This window comes from Clostridium septicum, assembly GCF_003606265.1.
GTDB lineage: Bacteria > Bacillota > Clostridia > Clostridiales > Clostridiaceae > Clostridium > Clostridium septicum.
The window spans coordinates 1926045-1945279 of record NZ_CP023671.1 but is presented as its reverse complement, the minus strand read 5'-3'; the positions used below and the strand labels follow the sequence as shown (position 1 = coordinate 1945279).

The following is a 19235-nucleotide window of genomic DNA, read 5'->3' as shown; positions in this document are numbered from 1 at the left end:
ATTTATATAAATTAAGACTTATTATATTTATATAAACAATCTCCTTACAAACAAAAATGTAGGATAATAAACACTATTATCCTACATTAAAAAAACTATTCAAAATTAATTTGCATCAAAAATTCTTTCAAACTCTTCACCATCAATTTTTTCTTTTTCTAATAAAGCTTCTGCTACAGCATGTAACTTACTCATATTCTCACTAAGTAATTTCTCTGCCTTAATATATGCTTCATCTATAAAACTCTTAACTTCTTGGTCAATTTCTGAACCAACTTTCTCACTGAAGTTTCTACCTCTTCCAAGATCTCTTCCAAGGAATACTTCATTGTTATCTGTTCCATAAGATATAGTTCCTAACTTTTCGCTCATTCCATATTCCATGACCATGGCTCTCGCTATAGCACTAGCTCTATCAATGTCATTTTTAGCTCCTGTACTTATATCTGATAAAACAAGCTTTTCTGCTACTCTACCACCTAAAAGACCTACCATATCATCTTTAAGTTTAGCTTTTGAAGTATATGATCTATCTTCTCTAGGTAAATTCATAGTGTATCCTCCAGCCATTCCTCTAGGAATTATACTTATTTCATGTACTGGATCTGAATGTTCTAAGCACTTCATGACTACCGCATGACCTGCTTCATGGAATGCTGTTAATCTTCTATCATGTTCACTAATAGTTCTACTCTTCTTTTCTGGTCCTGCAATAACTCTAGTTATTGCTTCCTCAAACTCATCCATTCCGATAAGCTTTTTATCTTTTCTAACTGATAGAAGAGCTGCTTCATTAGCTAAGTTCTCTAAATCTGCACCACTAAATCCTGGAGTTCTCTTTGCTAATACTGCTAAATCTACAGTATCTTCTAATGGTTTTTCTTTAGTATGAACTTTAAGAACTTCTTCTCTTCCCTTTACGTCAGGTGCTCCTACTACAATTTGTCTATCGAATCTACCTGGTCTTAAAAGAGCTGGGTCTAATATGTCTGGTCTGTTTGTTGCTGCTATCATAATTATTCCTTCATTTGCTCCAAACCCATCCATTTCAACTAATAATTGATTTAAAGTTTGCTCTCTTTCATCATGTCCACCACCAAGACCGGCTCCTCTTTGTCTACCTACAGCATCTATTTCATCAATAAATATTAATGATGGTGCACTTTTCTTCGCTTGTTCGAACAAGTCTCTAACTCTTGATGCACCTACACCGACAAACATCTCAACGAAATCAGATCCTGAAATACTATAAAATGGTACTCCAGCTTCTCCGGCAATAGCTTTTGCAAGTAATGTTTTTCCTGTTCCTGGAGGCCCTACCAAAAGAACACCTTTAGGTATTCTTGCTCCCATTTCTACATATCTAGAAGGTTGTTTTAAGAAATCAACTATTTCTTCTAGTTCTTGCTTTTCTTCATCTGCTCCTGCAACATCTTTAAATGTTACCTTTTTGGCATCAGGTGATAAAACTTTAGCTCTACTCTTACCAAAGCTCATTACACCTCTGCCTCCGCCACCACCTTGTGATTGCTGAGTCATCATAAAGAATACAACTACCATTAATACCATTAACATTATAGTAGGTATTATACTAATCCACATACCACTATTAGATGGTTGTTTAAATTCAATTTTAATGTTATCCTTTGGATTTTGAGTCATTAACAGTTTTAACATATCACTTGGAGCATATGTTACAAATTGTTTTCCATCTCTTAATTTTCCACTAATAACCATTTTATCTTGTTGAACAGTTATATTATCAATCTTATCATTTATCCATTTTTGTTGAAATTCACTATATGCTATTTCATCTGACATACTTCCATTATTCCACAGGAATGTGGCTGATAAGAATAGTAGAAGTATCGCAAATATCCATACAGTTGCACTTGAATATTTCTTCATTCAAGGCCCCCCTCTCTTCTAGTATTTTATTTTTTATCAATCGCTCTCTTTATTATTTATAAACTTCTTCTTTTAATATTCCTATAAAAGGTAAATTTCTATATTTCTCTGAAAAATCTAATCCATATCCAACTAAAAATTCATCTGGAACCTCAAATCCACAATACTTAACATCTATTTCCACTTTTCTTCTTGCTGGTTTGCTTAATAATGTTACTATTTCTATACTATTTGCTTTTCTTGCTTTTAAGTATTTAAGAAGATAATCTAATGTTACTCCACTATCTATTATATCTTCTACTATAATTACATCTTTTCCTTCAATACCGTGATCTAAATCTTTTAAAATTCTAACTACTCCTGATGTCTCTGTTGAATTACCATAACTTGAAAGAGCCATAAAGTCAATAGAACATGGAATAGTTATATTTTTTATAAGATCTGAAGCAACTATCACTGATCCTTTTAATATACCTACTACTAATAAATCCTTTCCTTTATACTCTTCACTAATCTTTGATGCAATTTCCTTTATTCTTTGCATTATTTCATTTTCTGTTAATAATACTTCTTTGATATCCTCTAACATTTAATTATTCCTTTCTAGAAAAAGTAATTTTTATTATATTTTTAGTTTCCTTAGTTATTTTAAAATCCTCAGAAACTTTATATCCTACCACCCAAGATATTTCATTATCAAAACATACTATAGGTACTGTGAGCCTGTTTTCTCTTGGAACCTTCATATTTATAAATATATCTTTAAGCTTTTTACTCCCCTTCATCCCAAGAGGTTTAATTTTATCTCCATCTTTTCTAGTTCTAATATATAGTCCTTCTTTTATCTTATCATAATCAAAATATTTTATTAAGACATTATCCGAAAATTCTAGATTATTTTTATTGGTTATTATGTTAAATCTAACATTATATTCACCAAACTCTACTGATAATCCTTCTAGAGCATCTCTTGATAAATATATTTGATTATTTTTATTAATATCTACATTTAACCTTTTCTTTAGATATATATTTCCATATATATTTTCAGCAAATATTTCATTTGGTAAATCGACTTTCTTATTAGTTCCTATTTTAGAAAGTTCAATAACCTCATATATATGTTTCATCTCAAAATTAGTATATTTTTGGGAATATACTATAAAAGCCTTTTTTATTACTCTAGTAATTAATGCTTCTTCTAAAGAAAATAGCTCTCTACATATAACCAAATCTCCATTTTTTTCGCTGCAATTTTTTTCATATGCTTCATTTGCCTTATTTTCAATAAACTCATTATCTTTTTGTAATAAAGTAGCCATTCTATTTATAGTATCAATAATATCTTTATTAAAATTCTTTTTCATATATGGTAATATATCTAATCTAACTTTATTTCTACTATATATTTTTTCTAAATTGGTTTTATCTATTCTTGCATTTAAGTTATTTAATTTGCAATATGATTCAATTTCCTTTCTGTTAAGGCATAATATAGGTCTTATAAACTTATTATCCCTTTCAACTCTTATTCCACAGAGCCCTTCTAAACCAGCTCCCCTCATCATTCTCATAATAACAGTTTCTGCTTGATCATTAGCATTGTGAGCTATTGCTATTTTATTATACCCTTTGCTAGATTTAATTTCTTCAAAAAATTTATATCTCTCTTCTCTCCCTGCCAGCTCATGAGATATTCCTTTTTCTTTGGATATTCTATCTATATCTATTCTATCTATATAGCAAGGTATTCCTAATTTTTCACAAAATTCTTTTACATATATCTCATCCTCTAACGCATCATCACCTCTTAACATATGATTTATATGAGCAGCACCTATCTCCAGTTTCATATCATCTTTTAAAGAATATAATATATGCAATAAACATATAGAATCTGGACCTCCTGATAAAGCTACTAATACTTTATCTTTTTTATTAAGCAGCTTATTTTTTTCTATAAAGTGTTTTACCTTATTTATCACTTTAATACTCCTAAATATAAATATTTTAATATATAATATAATACCCTTTACAGCTACCAATGTAAATATTTATAAAAATATTATACTTTATACAATAAAAGAGATGAGATTCACTATAATGCCTCTAAATCTCACCTCTTCATTTCAATTTTAATAAACTGAATAAATTTTTGATACTAATACAGTCATATCATCCCTAATTCTTCCACCACTTAATGATTTAGATTTTTCTAAAATATCCCTTGATAATGCTTCTGGATTTGTATCTGCATACTCAATATACTCTCTCAACCATTCATAATTCCCAACATCACTTTTATCAACATCTAATACTCCATCACTTATAGTTACTATAATATCTCCATGTTTTAATTTTTTCTTTTCCGCACTAACATCTACACTGTCTAAAACTCCAAAAGGTAAACTTTCTGAATTAATAACCTCTACTTCATTTCCTCTCTTTATAAAACTCACAACCCCTCCTACCTTCATAAAATCTGCCTCACCTGTATATAGATCTATCAAATTTAAATCTAATGTTGTAAATTTCTCATCTTCACTAAACTTCATAGCCATTATTGAGTTTACAGTATTTATTGCTGTTTTATCTGAAAAACCAGCTTCTATAAATTTTTCAATTAAATCTACAGCAACTTTACTTTCAGTTCCTGCCTCCGGACCTGATCCCATTCCATCACTTACAATTGTTAAATACGTTCCATCATCATTCTTGCCATAGCTATAACTATCTCCAGCAAATCTTTCTCCATCCTTAATATCTGTAGCTACATATGATAAAACATGATATTTAGGTGTTTCCTCTATTATTATTGAACATTCATCTGTATCAGGGTTTATTCTGCATCCCTCTCTTCCAATTGATACCGGAATTTTAACCAAGGAATTTATAATAGGTAATACTTTTTTAGAACAATAGTTAGCTCCTTCACAGTTGGAAAGAGTTACTTTTATCTTTAATCTTCCTTTTCTATCTAAATAACAAAATACATCTTTATACTCAACACTATTTTTATTTAACGTTTTCCTTAATAATCTATCTATGTCAGTACATACTGAAATATCCTTATTAAAATCTCTAACAATATCCCCCATTGTTAATGCCATATTATTTATATGATTTGAAATTAAATTTCTTCCCTCCGATAATCTAGTTTTTAACGCCTCATTTACAACATAATTATTTATAAGCTCTTGAGAACTTCTAAGTAATGCTGACTTTTTAACGCATCTTTTTTCTAAATCACTTGGAAATTTCATTTCATTTGCTTCACAACTACTAATTAAATCTGAAAAAGAATTAAATGTATTATGAAGATTTCTATCCCAACACCTTCCTCTCATTTCACAATTACAACAAACTCTATCCGCAAGACTTTCTACCATAGCCGTACCCTTATTATTTAATAGCAATCTATCATTCTCCGCTAAATTAGATATTGATATTGATAAATCACTTAAAACTCCCTTTAACGCCTCTAATCTAGAAGCAAACTCACTCTTAATTCCTTGAAGATGAATATCATTAATAATCTCCACCTTTTTATCCTGATTAACTTCTTTTATAAATCTACTCACTAATCCATTAGGTAATATTATTAATACTATAGCCGCTATTACTGCTTCTATTGCTCCATATATAGCAAAAGTTTCTGAATACATTGATATTATAAAGTATATAACAACATACGAAATTGCTGAAAATATTCTACCTGTATCCTTAAAAATACCTACTATAAGTCCACAAACACTATAAAGACTTATTAATGCTACTATATTATCTGTTGTTATTCCTACGATAAATCCCATTGTTACACCAATTGCGGCTCCAAGTCCAGAACCACCTACATAAGCTATAACTATTACAGATGCTAATGCTACTATATTTCTTATTGAAATTCCCCAAATTCCTATTTGTCCAACACCTGAAACTAATAAACAGACTAATATACCTATACTTATTAATTCTTCTGTTGAAAATATATAATTTGTTTTTAGTTCTTCTGTACAATTCAATGCATATTTTAAAATATAATAAACAGGAGCTATTGATATTACTTTAATTAGAGAAAATGTAAGATTAACTCCTACTGGTTGTTTATTTATAATTAAACTATATATAAAAAACGCACCAAATATTAATAAAAAAGCTGCTTTATCCTTTTGTTCATATTTAAGAAAACTTTTTACTCTTGAGTAAGCAAATATTAACACAGCAGACATTATGTATACTGCAACTCCGTCTAAAGCCTTATATATAGATAAATATCCTAAGATAGCCCCTAATAATGTCAAAATAGAATATTTTCTATTTTCTTTAAAGCTTTCTCCTAAAAGATAAGCTAATCCAAAAGGAGCTATACCCACTCCAGGAATAACAACTAACATAACTCTGCTCAATAATAATGCCATACAACCTGAGATAATACTTTTTACAAATGTATCTTGTATCCGTATTTCTCTTCTACTCTTTTTAGTATCAACCCGTTTAAACTCCGCTATATCTACCCCATACTGCATGTACACCTCTCCTTTTTTCCATAAAATGTATATTAATTATATCACCAGCTTAGATAGATATATGTCATTTGTTGGGGCTAAAAATATTTTTCGTAGGACACTGTTCCCTTTTATTCCCAATTAAAATGTTTTTTATTTTTTCCTTCCATTCTAATACTTAAAGTGTACAACCGTTAATTTGTAAGATATCTTACTAATTTTGGTAAATAGATTTTTATTTTTATATTTTTTTAACATATTTATTTTTATACTTTTTTTGTCATTATTAATTTTATAATGAAGAAATATGAATAACTTTTTTATTCATATTTCCTTGATAAAAAATATTATAAATTTAAATAAAAAAAGATCTAAGTTAAAAACTTAGATCTTGGTGCTGAAGACCGGAATCGAACCGGTACGGTATCGCTACCGCAGGATTTTAAGTCCTGTGCGTCTGCCTGTTCCGCCACTTCAGCGTATATGGTAGCGGAAATAGGACTTGAACCTACGACACCCCGGGTATGAACCGAGTGCTCTAGCCAGCTGAGCTATTCCGCCATATTATGGTTGCGGGGGCAGGACTTGAACCTACGACCTTCGGGTTATGAGCCCGACGAGCTGCCAACTGCTCCACCCCGCGATATTATAAAGTTGAATTTAGCTTGGTGCTGAAGACCGGAATCGAACCGGTACGGTATCGCTACCGCAGGATTTTAAGTCCTGTGCGTCTGCCTGTTCCGCCACTTCAGCGTATATGGTAGCGGAAATAGGACTTGAACCTACGACACCCCGGGTATGAACCGAGTGCTCTAGCCAGCTGAGCTATTCCGCCATATTATGGTTGCGGGGGCAGGACTTGAACCTACGACCTTCGGGTTATGAGCCCGACGAGCTGCCAACTGCTCCACCCCGCGATATTATAAAGTTGAATTTAGCTTGGTGCTGAAGACCGGAATCGAACCGGTACGGTATCGCTACCGCAGGATTTTAAGTCCTGTGCGTCTGCCTGTTCCGCCACTTCAGCATATTTTCTCTGTCGCCCCTCAGCGACAAAATTAATTATATAGCATGTTTCCTATACTGTCAACATATTTTTTAAATTTATTTTTTTATTTTTATATAACTCTTTAACTATGCCATAATCTAGGCCTGAAAATGCCCCATTTATAATACATTTTCGTTATATTAATTAAGATAAAATCCTTAATTAGAACATAAAAAACCTTAGTTTTAAAACTAAGGTTTTTATGTAAATTTATATATTAACTTTATATGATGTCATAAGTACAACTATTAAAAGCCTTTTCTGCTATTCTTGCTCTTAAAGTCTTGATTTTTCTTAACATCTTGCATTCTTTCTTCGCTATCCTTTAAAAATCTTGACATTATATCTTCAAAATTCCCTGAATTGCTATTGTTATTTTTTTTATTTTCTGAAGTCCAATCTATTTCAGCTGGTTTATATGACTTTTTTTGCACATTAGCTTGCTTTATTGATAAACTTATTTTTCCGTTATCATCTATTGATATTACCTTAACTTTTACTTTATCTTGTTCCTTAAGGTGTTGTCTAATGTCTTTTACAAAAGAATCAGCTACTTCAGAAATATGAACTAAACCTGTTTTTCCTTCAATCTCTACAAAAGCTCCAAAATTTGTGATATTAACCACAGTACCTTCTAATATCTTTCCTGCCATCAAGGTCATGTTACAAAGATTCCTCCTTAAAATTAAATAATATATATTATTATAATAATAACCGATTGTAGTGTTTTTAAAACATATTCTCTAATTTTGCTTTTGGGAATTTACAACCTTTTCTCCATCTTTGACCATTCCTAGTCTTTCTCTCGCGAGCTTTTCAAGATATTCATTTTCTGATTCAGCCTTTCTTAGCTTAACTTCAAGCTCTGAATTTTTATCTTTAAGTTCTTCTAATTTTTGCTGACTAGTCTCAATATCTTTTCTGATTCTATTCATTGTAATTTCCTGTCTAATATAACTAAATATAAAAACTGCAAAAAGTAAAATTATAATTAGGTTCTTAAGAGTTAATCGCTTTTTCATAGATATTAACCTCTTTAAAAAATATTCTATAAATCTATTTTAAACACTCTACATATTTTATTCAAGTTATTTTTACTTTAATAAATAAATTATTTTTTACCTGAAATACTAGAATACATAAGTTTTATAGGATATATAATATTTTTAAAGATTATTCTAACACCCTTACTACATACTCTTAATATATTTTTTTCTAATTTAAATATTTTATTACTTATAAATCTTAAGTATATTAATATTGTAACTAGCATAAAAGCATATACGTATGGCCCTAAAAAAGCATAATTAGTATATAACAAGAAAGTAAAAACTATTAGAGCTGTCAATCCCCAAAACAAAATATCTTCTATAACAATTATTATTTTAGGTATTTTGACACCCCTTATAATCTTATAAAGATCAAAGATTATTCCAGTAAGTAATCCTGCTAATATGGCATATATAACTATATGGAACTGAATATTTATCGGTAATGGCATATTATCTACCTAAATAATCTTTTCAGTATATTTTCTTTTTCTTTTTTAACTTCCTTGCCACTATAAATCATTGATGCTATACGCCCAACAATTATTACATCTCCATTTTGAACATCTAATTTATTCATTTTTAACTCTTCGCCCCTAATAGTTAATGAACCTAAGTTAGTATTTAGTAATATCTTCTCATCATCAAAGCTTATTACTTCTTCAACCCCTGTTAATGTTAATTTTTTTCTATTTTCTAGGGTTATATTACCTCTTGCATCTTCTATTTTATTTTCCCCTTTTTTTTCCATAGCCTCTCCTCCATATATTCTTTAATTAAAATATATGAAGTATGTTCTATTTTTATTCTTTATCTTCTTCACCTTCTAGTATCTCATACATCTCTTTTGCATTTTCTTTTCTAACATGCTCTGCAATGTTTATTATTCTTGCTTTTAACTTTCTATTAGCAAAGGCTATTTCTATTATATCGCCTTCTTTTATAACAGTAGATGGCTTAGCTATCTTGTCATTTATTGATACTCTCCCACCTTCACAGGCTTCTTTTGCCACCGTTCTTCTTTTTATTATTCTTGAAACTTTTAAATACTTGTCTAATCTCATGTAATTGCACTCCTCTTATTATTGCTAAAAGAACCCGAGATATCTCGGGTTCCTATATAACTACTTATTAACTTTTTCTTTAAATTCTTTTCCAGCCTTAAATACTGGTACTGTTGATGCTGGTATGTTTATAGTTTCCTTAGTTCTTGGATTTCTACCTTCTCTAGCCGCTCTTTCTCTAGTTTCAAAAGTTCCAAATCCAACTAGTTGAACTTTTTCTCCTTTTTCTAATGCTTCTTCAACACTTTCTATAAATGCTTTTAAAGCTAATTCCGCATCCTTTTTTGTTAGTTTACTTTTTTCTGACATGCTAGTGATTAATTCTGCTTTATTCACAATTACATCCTCCTTAAATAACCAGTTATATATTTAGTAGTTAACTGCTCTCTTTATATATGTACTTAACTACATTATCTTATTATATAGCCTCTTTTCCTTGTAGTCTATAGAATTATCAATATTTTGTTATTAAAGCTATTTATTTCAATAACACGCTAGTACCTTAGTTTATAATTATTCTTCACAAATTGTAAAATTCCTTCTTATAATCCACCCTATTTTATTGTTTCCTCGACTTTTTTAGCCTGATTCCACAATTCATCCATTTCTTCTAATGACATATCCTTTAAAATTTTATTAGACTTAATAGCAGCTTCTTCTATAAAGGAAAATCTTTTTATAAACTTTTCTATTGTTATATTAAGAGCTTCTTCTTCGTTTACTTTTAAAAGCCTTGCAACATTAACGCAAGCAAATAATAAGTCTCCTACTTCTTCTTTTATTTTTTCCTTATTTTCTGTTTTATATACCTCTAAAACTTCTTTTAATTCTTCTTCTACTTTTAAGGATGCATCTTCTACGTTATTCCAATCAAATCCCACCTTTGAGACCTTCTTTTGAACCTTACTTGCTCTTATAAGTGATGGCAAAGCTTTAGCTATTGCTTGTAAGTCTTCAGTTATAGTTTTAAAGTTTTTCTCTTTCTTCTTTAGTTCATCCCAAAGCTCTATAGTAGTTTCACTATCAATTTTATTTTTTTCTTTAAATACATGTGGATGTCTATATATCATCTTATCTGATATTGATTCTACTATATCAGTCATATTAAAATATCCGTCTTCTTTTCCTATAGATGCATGGAAAACTACATGTAATAAAATATCTCCCAATTCCTCAATCATTGCATCAATGTCATCATTATTTATAGCATCAACTACTTCGTACGCCTCTTCAAGTAATTGATTTTTTAAACTTTCATGTGTTTGTTCTCTATCCCATGAACAACCATTCTCTCCTCTTAGTATATCTATTATATCTATAAGATCATTTATATCTTTTTTATTATTTAAATCTTTCGGTATATATATTGATGTCAAATAATCTATGTCCTCTTGCATATCTAGTTCATACATAGGAATTTTTCTTACACTTTCTTCGCCTTCTATCCCTGCTGCCCTTACATAATAGATTTCAGTATCATCATTATAGTACTCTAATAATTGTATTTTCACTTCTGATGCTATAAATTGATTATAAACTTGAGTTATTATTGTACCTATTCTCTTGTCTAATATTTGATTTTTCATATCAAAAGCATCTATAATTTTAAGCCCTTCTATAGGATCAATTTTTAAACTATCCATCATTGCATCTACAAAACTTACTGCTGGAACTAACTTATATTCTATATCATTTTCTTCACATAATTTTATAAGATTAAACACTGATTTTTCTGCTACTAATGGATGTCCTGGAACTGCATATACTAGTTCTCCTCTATCCCTGTATACTTCTATAATATCTTTTGCTATATTAGCATAAACATCATCAAAACTACTACATTCTTCATAGAAATAATCATATGTTTTAAAATCCTTTATTTTATCTCTCAGATAATCTACAGTTGGATGTTTCTCTGTTCTGAAAAATATATTTTCACTCTTTTCCAAAACATTTATGGTTCCTACCGTTAAAGCTTCTGGTGCACCTGGCCCTAGACCTACTATTTTTATCATCAGCTTCTCTCCTTATTTTTTAATATTTTACTATTCTATTTTTTATTTCATTTATATCAAAAACCTTAAATACCAATATAGCTATTCCATATATGCAAACACCCACAAATATTGATATTAAGCATGTAAGCCCTTCACTTGATATTTTTGTAATCAAATTTATATAAGTTAATAAAACTCCAATTATCATAACTAATGCTGCTATTGTTGGTTTTATAAATGAACTATAAAAATGTATACTACTCTTCATTTTAGTCTTAAGTGATATTAAATTCAATACTGTTGCAACTATATATGCACTAACGCTTGCAATTACTGCTCCATATATATTTATAGAAGGTATAGGCACTAGTATTAATGTAAGAATAACCTTTATTAAACATCCTATAAATAAATTTATAACAGGTCTTATATAGTGTCCTGTTCCTTGTAATATTGATGTGGTTGTTTGCGTCAATATTACAAAAGGAATTGATATTGATAAAAACCTTAATATTTCTATACCATCAAATTTGCCTGGAAATATAAGTTTCATTATAGGTCCTGATAAAAAGAATAATCCAAGCATGCATGGCATAGCAATTACTGATGATAACTTTAATGATAACTCAATTTTAGAATTTAACTCTTTTCTTTTTCTAAGAATATAGTTTTCAGCTATTATAGGTATAAGTGATGTACATAATGCCATTGATAGAGTAAGAGGAATATTTACTATTACTGCAGCCTTACCCGTTAATTGAGCATATAAAATTGTAGATTGCTGAGATGTAAGACCTGCTTGTAATAATTTTTGTGGAACTAATATAGAATCTATTAAATTCATTATAGTCCCAACAGTTGCCCCTACCGATATAGGGAGAGCTATTTTTAGTATATTGGTTAATATTTCAGGATTTGTTTTAACTTTTTTAATTCCCATTTGTCTTTTAGTTGCTCTATATTTTATATAAAGATAAGTTCCTCCAATTAAACCTCCTGCTGCTGCTCCAAAAGCTGCTCCTCCTGCTGAGTATTCTATACCCTTGGGAAGCAATATAAAAGCTAGTCCAACACCTATAACAACTCTCCCAACCTGTTCTAGTATTTGAGAAACACCTGTAGGTGTCATATTTTGAAGCCCTTGAAAAAACCCCCTATATATAGTCATAAATGATATTATTAAAGGAGCAAATGATATTCCTAAAAGTGCATAATATGATTTCATATCCCATCTTAAGAAATTTATTATTGGCTTTGCAAAGAAAAATAATATAAAAGTTGTACCAGCCCCTAAAACCATCATTAATATAGTTGATTCTTTAACAATTTCAAATACTTCATCTATTCGCCCCATAGCTTTTTTTTCTGATATCATTTTAGATATTGCTACTGGAACTCCAGATGCCATAGCTACAAAAAACATATACAAAGGATAAGACATTTGATAATATCCTACTCCTTCATCCCCAATTAACATTATTAATGGCCATCTAAAAAATAGCCCTAGAAATCTTGCTACTATTCCAGTTATTCCAAGAATCAAGCTTGCTTTAATTAAAGATTGCTTCTTCATAAAAATACCTCCAAACTTTATTGTACTAATAATTTGTATTTAAAGTTTAGAGGTATTATTACTCTTATTTATTGATAACTTTTTATTCACTTTTTACTATATGTATTTTATTGTTCCATTTGTTTCCCTAAAAATGAAGCTGCTGTTTCTGCTAATTTCAATTCTATTTCGGAGAATTTTTCACCTGATTGTTTTGATAGTATTATTACAGCACCAATTGCATCTCCTTCTGCAATAATAGGAGCTATTACTTGACTAGAATATTTTCCTTGCTCTTCATCATTATGTAATAATATTGTCTTGCCTTCATCATTTATTAGTACAGCTTTTCTATCATCCATAATTTTTTCTAACTCTGAACTTACTTTTCTTTCTATGTAGTCCTTTTTAGGAGCTCCACTTGCAGAAATAAATGCATCTTTATCTGCAATAAGTACAATATGTCCAATTGATTGTTGCAAGCTTTCTGCATATTCCTTTGAGAAATCAGTTAATTCTCCTATTGGGGAATATTTCTTTAATATAACTCCGCCTTCTCTATCAGTAAAGATTTCTAAAGGATCTCCTTCTCTAATTCTTAAAGTTCTTCTTATTTCTTTTGGTATTACTACTCTACCTAAGTCATCAATACGTCTAACAATTCCTGTTGCTTTCATTATTGTGAGCTACCTCCTTAATTCATTATTAATAATTAGTTGCAATATTATTATTTGACTTATTAGAAATTTTATACACTTATAACCATAATTTATAAATAACAAAAAAGAACCTGCTTAAAGCAAGTTCTTTTTAACATTATATTTTATCTTCATATGTTTTAACTTTTATTTCGTTCTTCCATTCTTCCATTGTTTTATTATAAGCTTCTTTTTTCTTAGCTGTTTCAAGCTCACTCTTTATTTCATCCTTAACATCATCAAATCCATAATTCTTTACATTTGTTGCTTTTATTATATGATATCCATATTGACTCTTAACAGGTTGTGAAATTTCGCCTTCTTTAAGTGTCTTGAATCCATCAACAAATTCTTTAACGTATTTATCTGAATTGTAAGGTATAACTCCATAGTCTCCGCCCTTATCTTTTGAACCTGGATCTTCTGAGAACTCTTTAGCTAATTCAGCAAAATCTTCTCCATTTGCAGCTCTTTCTCTTATTTCCTTAGCCTTATTTTCATCAGCAATTAGGATATGAGAAACATTTGCTTCCCCATAATTTTCCTTATTTTTTTCATATTCTGCCTTCACATCTTCATCTGATATGTTTATATCTTTAAATATATACTCTGTTGCTTTTTGCGCTATAACTTGCTCTTCTATAAACTTCTTAAAGGTCTCATCTGTATGTCCAGAAGCCTCTAAAACTTTTTGGAAGTTTTCTTCTGTACCATAAGTAGTTTTTAATTGATCAATTCTTGATTGAATTTCTTTATCTAATTCCGCTTGTTCAGGTATTAAATTTAAATCTTTAGCCTTCTTAAGTAAGATTTTTTCATTAATTAAAGTATTCATCATATTTACTCTATATTGATGTAAAACCTCTTTTAATTTAGGATCTTCCTCATAATTATCTCCATATTGTGCAGCAAATTGATCTAAATAAGACTTTAATTCTTTATCAATGTCACCTTTTGTTATTTTTTCATCTCCAACTTTAGCAATTACAGTATTCTGTATAGCTTCTGGTGTCTTTTGTATCATTTTGCAACCAACTACAGAAAAAGCTAATGTTCCTACCATTGCTGTAGCTAGAACCTTCTTAATTTTGTTCAAGTCCGTTCCCTCACTTCTCTTTTATTTTGTTTTTCAATACCATTATACCCTATAAGTATATCAATATTGTGTCAGTTATTCAATTTAATATGAATATTTTATATATTTTTTGTTAAATTATCCAACATCTCCTTGTAGAAATCTAGGATATTTTCTTTCTTTATTTCATTTGGCTTTATTGCAAAATAAGGATTTTCTCCAAACATAAGAAATACCTTATCTTTATAATCTTTTAACAATAATTTATATATATTATTTACTCCTTTAAATCCTTCTGTAAATTTAAATCTTACTTCTTTAGGCGTTTCTTTTATTTCTTGTATTGATAAAAGTTTAGCTTTGCTCTTTATATAGGCTATATCCATAAGATTTTGTACTGGATCAGGAATTTCTGAATATCTATCTTGTAATTCTTCTTTTATATCATTATAGTCTTCTATATTATCAATAGCTGCAATTTTCTTATATATTTCTATTTTTTGTATCTCATCTTCTATATAGTTTCCTGGTATATAAGCATCAACTTTTATATCTACAGTTGTTTCCACAGGTTCTTTATCTATCTCACCTTTAATTATTTTTATTGTATCTTCTAACATTCTACAATACAAGTCATATCCTATAACAGCCATATGACCATGTTGTGCAGATCCCATCATGTTACCAGCACCTCTTATCTCTAAGTCCCTCATTGCTATCTTAAATCCAGAACCTAATTCTGTAAAATCTTTTAATGCCTTTAATCTTTTTTCTGCAACTTCTGTTAAAACTTTATCTTTTGTATATATAAAGTATGCATAAGCAATTCTGTTTGATCTACCTACCCTTCCTCTTAATTGATAAAGTTGTGATAATCCCATTTTATCTGAATCATGTATAATCATTGTATTTACATTTGGTATATCTATTCCTGTTTCTATTATAGTTGTGCATACCAATATGTCATATTCCTTATTCATGAAACTTACCATTTCTTTTTCTAGCTGTCTCTCAGTCATTTGTCCATGGATTATTCCAATTCTACATTCAGGTATTAATTCTTTTAAATAGCTTGCCATATCTTGTATAGTCTCTACTCTATTATAGACATAGTAAACTTGACCACCTCTATTTACCTCTCTTAATATGGCATCTCTTACTAGTTGTTCATTATTTTCAACAACATAAGTTTGAATAGGATATCTTTCTTCTGGAGGTGTTTCTATTACAGAAATATCCCTTGCACCTGTTAATGACATATGAAGAGTTCTTGGTATTGGCGTTGCACTTAATGTAAGTACATCTACATTTTTCTTTAAGTTCTTTATTTTTTCTTTTTGAGCTACTCCAAATCTTTGCTCTTCATCAACAATTAAAAGACCTAAGTCTTTAAATATAATGTCCTTAGATACTAGCCTATGGGTCCCTATTAAAATATCTACATTTCCTTCTTTGGCTGCTTGGAGTGTAGCTTTCTGTTCTTTTGCAGTCCTAAACCTACTAACCATATCAATATTAACTGGAAAATCTGAAAATCTCTTTAACATATTTTTGTAGTGTTGTTCTGCTAATATAGTAGTTGGTACTAGAAAGGCTACTTGTTTTCCTTCCATTACAGCTTTAAAGGCAGCTCTCATAGCTACTTCTGTCTTTCCATAACCAACATCTCCACAAAGTAATCTATCCATAGGTTTATCTGATTCCATATCATCTTTAATTTCTTGCACAGATGTTAATTGATCAGGTGTTTCTTCAAATGGAAACTCATCCTCGAATTGTCTTTGCCATTGAGTATCCTTTCCAAATTTATACCCTTTTACTGTAGCTCTAGCTGCATATAACTTAACTAAATCTTGAGCTATTTCATTTATTGATTTTCTAACCTTAGCTTTGGCCTTATTCCATTCATTACCACCTAATTTATTTACTTTAGGAGATTTCCCTTCACTTCCTATATATTTCTGAACTAAATCAAGTTGATCTACAGGAACATATAATTTATCTCCTTTATCATAAACTATATCCAAATAATCTCTAGTACTTCCTAAAGATTCTATTTGTTTTATACCTTTGTACACACCTACCCCATGATTAGCATGAACTACATAATCACCAGGTTTAAGCTCTGCAAAACTCTTAATCTTTGCTACACCTTTTCTCGGTTTAGCTTTCCTTGATATTTTTCTTTTAGCTTCCCCAAATACCTCTTTATCTGAAATTATACATAATTTAATATCCGGATATTCAAATCCTTTTAAAAGGTTTCCAAATGTAATAACTACTTCACCAAACTGTATTTCTTCAATTTTGTCTTTATAGTTACTTTCTATACCTCTCTCCCTAAGAGTTGAAACTAACCTTTCACCTCTACTCCTAGTACCTGATAAAATTATGGTTTTATATCCTTTCTCTTTTTTCTCTTTTATCTCTTCTATTAATAAATCTAATTGACCTTGATAATTATTTAGAGTTAATTGATTTACTCCAATAGTTGATATAGGTTTTAAAATATCGCTCTTACTAGAAAAAGTATCTAAAGTTATTATATTTTGTGCCTCTAATCTTTCTACTAGTTCTTCTTTAGATATCAATAAATCATTTTGTGATGGTAAAATCCCACCTCTTTGTAAGAAAGATTCATAGTTAGCTCTGAATTCATAATAAGTACTGTCTATCTTTCCTAAACATCTTTTAACATCATCTATTACATAAGTATATCCCTTTAGATACTCAAAGAAACTTTCTTTCTCTTTATAGAAATATGGTAAATAACTATCTACTGTTTCAAAAGTTAAAGTTTCAGTTAAGCTTTCTATATTTTTATTTATTATATCTTCTAACCTTTTTATTCTTTCATTATCCTTATTGTTAGATTTTTCTTTTACTTCTTTAAACTCTTTTAATATTTTATTCTTAGCTAGACTTAAAGCGTCTTCAGTAATTATTATTTCCTTAGCTGGGAATATTTCCAAAGTTTTTACCTTTTCAATACTCCTTTGAGATTCAACATTAAAAGTTCTTATAGATTCTATTTGATCTCCAAAAAGTTCAACTCTAAATGGGTATGTTGAAGTAGGTGGAAAAACATCTAATATTCCTCCTCTTAAGGAAAATTCACCTTTTCCTTCTACTATTTCTACTCTTTCATAACCACTTTCTAAAAGCTTCTTACTCAGACATTTAAAATCTATTTCCATATTTAATTTTAATTTAAAAGTGTACTTTTTATAAAGCTTTTCAGGTGTATATATAGTTGCTAATGCATCTATAGAAGTAACTATTATTTTCTTTTTGTTACTTAACATTTCTTTTATTACTTTCAATCTAGCCCATCTTAAATCACCTGAAATGGCATCTACATTATAGAATACAACTTCTTTATTTGGAAAATAATAAACATCATTTGTATAGAAAATTAAATCCTCATATAAGTTTTTAGCCTCCATATCACTATGAGTTAAAACCACTAATGGTGCATCTATATTTTCATATATCCCCTCAATCATATAACTTTTACCCGAATCTGATAGTCCGTATAAATTGATAGGATATCTATTTTTCTCTACACTAGCCAATATCTCATTAAAATGAGAATTATTATTTAAAGGTTCCATTACCCCCTTTAATCTCATCAAATAACACCATCCTTAAATTATATAATTTTAGATGCCTTAAATCCATTCAATCTATTCATGGCTTCTTTGGTATCTTCTCTAACTATAATTTCTATTGCCTTTTTTGAAGCCTCTACGCTTTCTTTTAATATTTCTTCTTCTTCTTTTGAGAACCTTCCAAGAACATGAGAAACTAAATCTCCTTTAGGTTGTCCTACCCCTACTTTAATTCTTGGGAAAACATCTGTTGAGAGATTTTGAATTATACTTTTTATTCCATTGTGTCCGCCTGCGCTACCTTTTTCTCTAATTCTTATCCTTCCAACTTCTAGGCTTATATCATCATAAATAACTATTACTTCTTCTGGATTTAGTTTGTAAAAGTTAACAACTTCTCTTATACTTTCGCCACTTAAGTTCATAAATGTAGTTGGTTTTAATAAAATAACTTTTTTATTATTTATAAAACCTTCTCCATATATACCTTTAAATTTTATCCTATTTAGCTCTATATTATACTTATTTGAAAGATAGTCTATACACTCAAATCCAATATTATGTCTAGTCTTATCATATTCTTTTCCTGGGTTTCCTAGCCCAACTATTAAAAACATTTCAAACGTCTCCTTTGCTGCTATTTAACATATTATTATTATACTAGTTTTTTACAATAATTAAAGAACTTTTTATATATACCATTTTTTCATGCAAAAGAAACCCCATAAGGA

At 29.4% G+C, this 19235-nt stretch carries 16 protein-coding genes and 7 tRNA genes; all 23 read right to left on the bottom strand.

Going from position 1 to position 19235, the window contains the following annotated elements; all coding sequences use genetic code 11:
* Positions 1-105: 105 nt before the first annotated feature.
* On the bottom strand, positions 106-1908 hold the full coding sequence (gene ftsH / locus CP523_RS08650; protein ID WP_066674900.1) for an ATP-dependent zinc metalloprotease FtsH: 1803 nt from the start codon (positions 1906-1908) through the stop codon (positions 106-108).
* Between the two features lie 52 nt (positions 1909-1960).
* On the bottom strand, positions 1961-2497 hold the full coding sequence (gene hpt / locus CP523_RS08645; protein ID WP_066674897.1) for a hypoxanthine phosphoribosyltransferase: 537 nt from the start codon (positions 2495-2497) through the stop codon (positions 1961-1963).
* 4 nt (positions 2498-2501) lie between these two features.
* On the bottom strand, positions 2502-3893 hold the full coding sequence (gene tilS, locus CP523_RS08640; RefSeq protein WP_066674894.1) for a tRNA lysidine(34) synthetase TilS: 1392 nt from the start codon (positions 3891-3893) through the stop codon (positions 2502-2504).
* Between the two features lie 150 nt (positions 3894-4043).
* Positions 4044-6431, bottom strand: a complete 2388-nt coding sequence (spoIIE, locus tag CP523_RS08635) for a stage II sporulation protein E (protein ID WP_066674891.1) — start codon at positions 6429-6431, stop codon at positions 4044-4046.
* Positions 6432-6802: 371 nt separating this feature from the next.
* Positions 6803-6889: transfer RNA gene (locus CP523_RS08630), tRNA-Leu, on the bottom strand.
* A gap of 5 nt (positions 6890-6894) precedes the next feature.
* Positions 6895-6971 (bottom strand) — tRNA-Met (locus CP523_RS08625).
* 6 nt (positions 6972-6977) lie between these two features.
* Positions 6978-7053: transfer RNA gene (locus tag CP523_RS08620), tRNA-Met, on the bottom strand.
* Positions 7054-7076: 23 nt separating this feature from the next.
* Positions 7077-7163: transfer RNA gene (locus CP523_RS08615), tRNA-Leu, on the bottom strand.
* A gap of 5 nt (positions 7164-7168) precedes the next feature.
* Positions 7169-7245: transfer RNA gene (locus CP523_RS08610), tRNA-Met, on the bottom strand.
* 6 nt (positions 7246-7251) lie between these two features.
* Positions 7252-7327, bottom strand: a tRNA-Met gene (locus CP523_RS08605).
* A gap of 23 nt (positions 7328-7350) precedes the next feature.
* A tRNA-Leu gene (locus CP523_RS08600) sits at positions 7351-7437 on the bottom strand.
* A gap of 269 nt (positions 7438-7706) precedes the next feature.
* Complete coding sequence (locus tag CP523_RS08595) at positions 7707-8120, bottom strand: S1 domain-containing RNA-binding protein (RefSeq protein ID WP_066674888.1); 414 nt, start codon at positions 8118-8120, stop codon at positions 7707-7709.
* A gap of 81 nt (positions 8121-8201) precedes the next feature.
* Positions 8202-8480, bottom strand: a complete 279-nt coding sequence (locus CP523_RS08590; RefSeq protein WP_066674886.1) for an FtsB family cell division protein — start codon at positions 8478-8480, stop codon at positions 8202-8204.
* Positions 8481-8569: 89 nt separating this feature from the next.
* Positions 8570-8959 (bottom strand): spore cortex biosynthesis protein YabQ, encoded by a 390-nt coding sequence (yabQ, locus tag CP523_RS08585; protein WP_066674883.1) that lies wholly within the window; start codon positions 8957-8959, stop codon positions 8570-8572.
* A 5-nt stretch (positions 8960-8964) separates the two neighbouring features.
* Positions 8965-9258: a sporulation protein YabP gene (gene yabP, locus CP523_RS08580; RefSeq protein WP_066674880.1), complete on the bottom strand. Its 294-nt coding sequence runs from the start codon at positions 9256-9258 to the stop codon at positions 8965-8967.
* A gap of 52 nt (positions 9259-9310) precedes the next feature.
* Positions 9311-9571, bottom strand: coding sequence for an RNA-binding S4 domain-containing protein (locus CP523_RS08575; protein ID WP_066674878.1), 261 nt, complete (start codon positions 9569-9571; stop codon positions 9311-9313).
* 60 nt (positions 9572-9631) lie between these two features.
* Positions 9632-9907 (bottom strand): HU family DNA-binding protein, encoded by a 276-nt coding sequence (locus CP523_RS08570; protein WP_016206851.1) that lies wholly within the window; start codon positions 9905-9907, stop codon positions 9632-9634.
* Between the two features lie 218 nt (positions 9908-10125).
* Entirely contained in the window at positions 10126-11586 is a 1461-nt protein-coding gene (gene yabN / locus CP523_RS08565) for a bifunctional methyltransferase/pyrophosphohydrolase YabN (protein ID WP_066674875.1), read from the bottom strand.
* A 19-nt stretch (positions 11587-11605) separates the two neighbouring features.
* Positions 11606-13141, bottom strand: coding sequence for a putative polysaccharide biosynthesis protein (locus CP523_RS08560; protein ID WP_066674872.1), 1536 nt, complete (start codon positions 13139-13141; stop codon positions 11606-11608).
* Between the two features lie 107 nt (positions 13142-13248).
* Positions 13249-13797 carry a stage V sporulation protein T gene (gene spoVT / locus CP523_RS08555; RefSeq protein WP_066674869.1) on the bottom strand — a complete coding sequence of 183 codons (549 nt, stop codon included), beginning with the start codon at positions 13795-13797 and terminating at the stop codon, positions 13249-13251.
* 139 nt (positions 13798-13936) lie between these two features.
* On the bottom strand, positions 13937-14914 hold the full coding sequence (locus tag CP523_RS08550; RefSeq protein WP_066674865.1) for a peptidylprolyl isomerase: 978 nt from the start codon (positions 14912-14914) through the stop codon (positions 13937-13939).
* Between the two features lie 98 nt (positions 14915-15012).
* Positions 15013-18525: a transcription-repair coupling factor gene (gene mfd / locus CP523_RS08545; RefSeq protein WP_120140782.1), complete on the bottom strand. Its 3513-nt coding sequence runs from the start codon at positions 18523-18525 to the stop codon at positions 15013-15015.
* 20 nt (positions 18526-18545) lie between these two features.
* Positions 18546-19121: an aminoacyl-tRNA hydrolase gene (pth, locus tag CP523_RS08540; protein WP_066674861.1), complete on the bottom strand. Its 576-nt coding sequence runs from the start codon at positions 19119-19121 to the stop codon at positions 18546-18548.
* Between the last annotated feature and the right edge of the window lie 114 nt (positions 19122-19235).

Bases quoted from the DNA above. Each gene is read 5' to 3' on its own strand.
- ftsH (WP_066674900.1), bottom strand. From the start codon at position 1,908: ATGAAGAAATATTCAAGTGCAACTGTATGGATATTTGCGATACTTCTA.
- hpt (WP_066674897.1), bottom strand. From the start codon at position 2,497: ATGTTAGAGGATATCAAAGAAGTATTATTAACAGAAAATGAAATAATG.
- spoIIE (WP_066674891.1), bottom strand. From the start codon at position 6,431: ATGCAGTATGGGGTAGATATAGCGGAGTTTAAACGGGTTGATACTAAA.
- CP523_RS08595 (WP_066674888.1), bottom strand. From the start codon at position 8,120: ATGACCTTGATGGCAGGAAAGATATTAGAAGGTACTGTGGTTAATATC.
- CP523_RS08590 (WP_066674886.1), bottom strand. From the start codon at position 8,480: ATGAAAAAGCGATTAACTCTTAAGAACCTAATTATAATTTTACTTTTT.
- yabQ (WP_066674883.1), bottom strand. From the start codon at position 8,959: ATGCCATTACCGATAAATATTCAGTTCCATATAGTTATATATGCCATA.
- yabP (WP_066674880.1), bottom strand. From the start codon at position 9,258: ATGGAAAAAAAAGGGGAAAATAAAATAGAAGATGCAAGAGGTAATATA.
- CP523_RS08575 (WP_066674878.1), bottom strand. From the start codon at position 9,571: ATGAGATTAGACAAGTATTTAAAAGTTTCAAGAATAATAAAAAGAAGA.
- yabN (WP_066674875.1), bottom strand. From the start codon at position 11,586: ATGATAAAAATAGTAGGTCTAGGGCCAGGTGCACCAGAAGCTTTAACG.
- CP523_RS08560 (WP_066674872.1), bottom strand. From the start codon at position 13,141: ATGAAGAAGCAATCTTTAATTAAAGCAAGCTTGATTCTTGGAATAACT.
- spoVT (WP_066674869.1), bottom strand. From the start codon at position 13,797: ATGAAAGCAACAGGAATTGTTAGACGTATTGATGACTTAGGTAGAGTA.
- mfd (WP_120140782.1), bottom strand. From the start codon at position 18,525: ATGAGATTAAAGGGGGTAATGGAACCTTTAAATAATAATTCTCATTTT.
- pth (WP_066674861.1), bottom strand. From the start codon at position 19,121: ATGTTTTTAATAGTTGGGCTAGGAAACCCAGGAAAAGAATATGATAAG.